The 3,487-nt window shown below is 33.3% G+C and carries 4 protein-coding genes; 1 reads left to right on the forward strand and 3 read right to left on the reverse strand.

Going from position 1 to position 3,487, the window contains the following annotated elements; translation table 11 throughout:
• Positions 1 to 208: 208 nt before the first annotated feature.
• Positions 209 to 715, reverse strand: coding sequence for a GNAT family N-acetyltransferase (locus tag Q0X59_RS06125; protein ID WP_075523789.1), 507 nt, complete (start codon positions 713 to 715; stop codon positions 209 to 211).
• Positions 716 to 831: 116 nt separating this feature from the next.
• Here Q0X59_RS06125 and Q0X59_RS06130 point away from each other — a divergent pair, with 116 nt between their 5' ends.
• Positions 832 to 921 carry a hypothetical protein gene (locus tag Q0X59_RS06130; protein WP_297643943.1) on the forward strand — a complete coding sequence of 30 codons (90 nt, stop codon included), beginning with the start codon at positions 832 to 834 and terminating at the stop codon, positions 919 to 921.
• Between the two features lie 403 nt (positions 922 to 1,324).
• Here Q0X59_RS06130 and Q0X59_RS06135 read toward each other — a convergent pair whose 3' ends face one another.
• Together Q0X59_RS06135 and Q0X59_RS06140 are read right to left on the reverse strand one after the other, a co-directional pair.
• A complete protein-coding gene (locus Q0X59_RS06135) occupies positions 1,325 to 2,662 on the reverse strand; it encodes an ATP-binding protein (RefSeq protein WP_297643940.1) in 1,338 nt (445 codons plus the stop codon).
• A gap of 364 nt (positions 2,663 to 3,026) precedes the next feature.
• Positions 3,027 to 3,161, reverse strand: coding sequence for a hypothetical protein (locus Q0X59_RS06140; protein ID WP_255408282.1), 135 nt, complete (start codon positions 3,159 to 3,161; stop codon positions 3,027 to 3,029).
• Positions 3,162 to 3,487 lie beyond the last annotated feature (326 nt).

Genomic DNA, 3,487 nt, shown 5'->3' on the forward strand with positions numbered 1-3,487 from the left:
TTTCTGTAATCACATGACCCCAAAAAGCATGCTTGAAAAGCACTGGCCTTACATTAATCTCACTCATCATCTTTCTCCAGAAAATGCAATCACGGAATATCGTGCTTTGATTACACAGATTTGATTATACAAAATATCTAAAAATTGTCCTAATCCCCGATTGAGTGGTCAGTATAGATAAAATTTAATATTTTTCCTATATATTCCCCTATATATTAATCCAATACCTTCTTGTCGTAACATTTCCTCTTGATAAGCTATTTTTCACTTTGTTTTCCAAAATTCCACCATTATTTTCTATAACTTTTATCGATCCAATATTGTCATCATCACACGTAATCAAAACTTTATGTAGATTCAAAGTCTCTTTACAATATGCAAGTGCCATAGAAAGCATTTTTGTTCCATAACCCTTCATACATTCAGATTGCCTAATCTCGTATCCGATATGACCACCATAGTTAATTAAAAAAGAATTTAATTCATGCCTTATACTAATTTCACCAATAAATTTTTCATTATCTATCAGCCAAAACGTAGTAGCTTTAACATAATTTGCAGGCAAATTTATACCATGTTCATAGTTATAAGAACTCTCTATAATTGTCTCTGGGTTTATAAAACGTCTTTCTGCATTCGGCCTAAAAATTTCATCTTCTTCATTTGCTTCTATATAACCTTGGATATATTTACTATCTGGTCTAATTAATTTCATAAGTTCCCCTTATTCTTAATATGCAATTCTAATAAGAATACAATTCTATTAAAATTAGAATCCATAATAGTCTGTTTAGCTTTAATAGTATTACTATTAAAAAAAACCACCCTTTTATAGATGGAAACAAGCGTATCGGCACACATGTCACACTAATCTTTCTAGCACTAACAACATTATGTTGTCTTACAAAGATGAAGAACTGATCGATATTATTCTCAAAGTCGCATCAGGCAAGGCAAATGAAAATGACCTTTACACTTGGATTAAAAATCACCAAGCCTAATACTCCAACATTATGAAGCATTCTTAGAATATGCCAAACTCTATTTCGTGTGACTAGTCAAAGTAGCGGACATAAAACACCACAACAGTATTACTTCACTACAGCTTTTCCACAAGCAGTTACAGGTTGACTCACGAATTACTTATACCTACAGACTCAGTAACCCTGAGAAGTACATTCCCTTACTCAGCCAACAAAGAGCTGTGAAGATCAACGCGTTAAACGTTTTCTTCTAGAGTTTTAAGCAATTGACACTTTTTTAACTTTTACACTAATTTATTTCTATATTTTCTAATAGTTACCTTTTAAATTATCTTTCTTTCTCAATTGTTTTCTTTCAGTGCAAGTTCTATAAGCTTATCCGTATAATCAGCCATAAATAACGGAATATTCAACATATCATCGTCTAGTTTTAGATTATTCAGCGAGAATCGTATACGCAATTTCGTTTGATTAGGGAATAATTCTTTAAACTTTTTCAAACTTCTACTATTAATATTTGCTTCAGATTTAACCTCAATAGGGAAAATATCATTTTCTCGTTGAATAAGAAAATCCACTTCATACGGCGGATTTGTTTGAGACCAGTATCTAGGCGTCACTTCAAATTGAGTAAGTAGCGCTTGCAAAACATAATTTTCTGTTAAAGCACCCTTAAACTCAGTAAACAGCCTATTGCCTTCCACAAATGCAGTAGGAGCAAGTTGCGCTAATCGCCTTAACAAACCAACATCTGCTAAATAAATCTTAAAAGCAGATACATCGTCATAAGCAGCAATAGGTAAATTCGGCGCAGTATTTCTATAAATTTTATACACCAATTGTGCCGACACTAGCCATTGCAAAGCATCTTCATACTCTCTTGCTCGCGCACCATTTTTAACAACTTTATACAAGAATTTCTTGTTTTCGCGCGCAAGTTGAGATGGAATAGAATTCCAAATCATTGATATTTTTGGAAATTCACTAACATTAGGATGCTTTGCAAAATCTCGTTCATAAGCTGTTATAATCTCAAACAATGTCTCTTGCATTGCGTTCACATCTCGCGCTTTAGCCCACATTAAAACTGACTCAGGCATTCCCCCTGTAACATAATACATTTTTAATTTCTCGTATAGAGGGTTAAAAAATGCATCTGGAATCGACGCTATTCTATCGATTTGTTCAATAAACTTCACTAGATTTTCATCCCCATTAGCAAGTAAAAACTCTGTGAAATTCATTGGGTTTATTTGCATAAAATTAACTTTTCCAACTGGGAATGAAGATGGTTTTGCAAGCGTTATTCCAAGCAACGATCCAGCGCAAGCAACATGATATTGCGGAGCGTTTTCATAAAAATATTTCATCGAGTTTATTACTTCTGGACAGTCCTGAACCTCGTCAAATATAATCAGCGTGTTTTCTGGTTCGATTTTTTGACCACTTGCAAGCATTAGGTTTTGTAAAATTCGCTCCACATTTTTAGTGGTTTCAAAGAATTGCTTATATTCTTTGTTTTCATCGAAGTTAAAATAAGCAATATTTTTGTAGTTAAGCTTACCAAATTCTTTTAATATCCAAGTTTTGCCAACTTGACGCACGCCTCTTAATATCAATGGTTTACGATACGGCGAGTTCTTCCATGCTAAAAGTTTGCTCATAATCAGCCTTTTCATGATTACTCACCTTTCATCTTGCATTACGCTATTAGATATTGCAGCCGTATTAACGTTTGGCTGTTTCTACGCTTAGTTTCATTGCCGTTCTGTTATATTTTGCGTTATCTTTTATCGTGTATCACATTATTATATATGTTTTGGTGCATTTAATCACATAATTATACATATTTTAGTGTTTTTTATCACATAATTCTACGCATTGAGTAACACTCAGCATAAAAAACGCGGAAAGACACATAACAAAGGCATTGGTTTTAGCACTAAATATTTTGACCTTTATGAGTTGATGACATGTATTTTACACACCTTTTACACACCGCGCTTATCCAAATCCTCGTCATACTCACTAATATCGTGACGCTCACTTTTTAAGAAAATCTTCCATTTCTCTGATTCGTCTTTTAGCATCTTCTTGACCTGTTTTTTCTATAAGAAGCTGCTGTTTCTTAACTTTAAGCTCATCAATCTCGTTGGCAGTTTTCGTATATAGTTTCATCACATGTTGGATACAATGAAACCTTAACCTTAAACTATGAAGCTATTTCTTTAAACTCTGAAACTTTAGCTTGAAACTCTGAAACCTTTTTAGGCATCAAAAAAGACGGTATTACTACCGCCTTAATTATTTACACATAACGCTTTTAGATTTAGATTTCTATTTCATAGAAACTTGATCCTTGCTAAGCTCTACAAACTGGGATTTGTTGTAATTATCTTTATGTAAGAGAGTACATCTTCAAACTGCTCTAAAGGTATCCTGGCTAATGTTTTCGGCTGATTGTTCTGCCCGAACATAAACAGAAATAATGTTTATGTAACGAT

Source organism: uncultured Gardnerella sp., from assembly GCF_947280595.1.
In the GTDB taxonomy this organism is placed as follows: Bacteria; Actinomycetota; Actinomycetes; order Actinomycetales; family Bifidobacteriaceae; genus Bifidobacterium; species Bifidobacterium vaginale_A.

Excerpts from the sequence above, each read along its gene's own strand:
- Q0X59_RS06140 (WP_255408282.1), bottom strand. The coding sequence starts at position 3,161 with ATGAAACTATATACGAAAACTGCCAACGAGATTGATGAGCTTAAAGTT.
- Q0X59_RS06125 (WP_075523789.1), bottom strand. The coding sequence starts at position 715 with ATGAAATTAATTAGACCAGATAGTAAATATATCCAAGGTTATATAGAA.
- Q0X59_RS06135 (WP_297643940.1), bottom strand. The coding sequence starts at position 2,662 with ATGAAAAGGCTGATTATGAGCAAACTTTTAGCATGGAAGAACTCGCCG.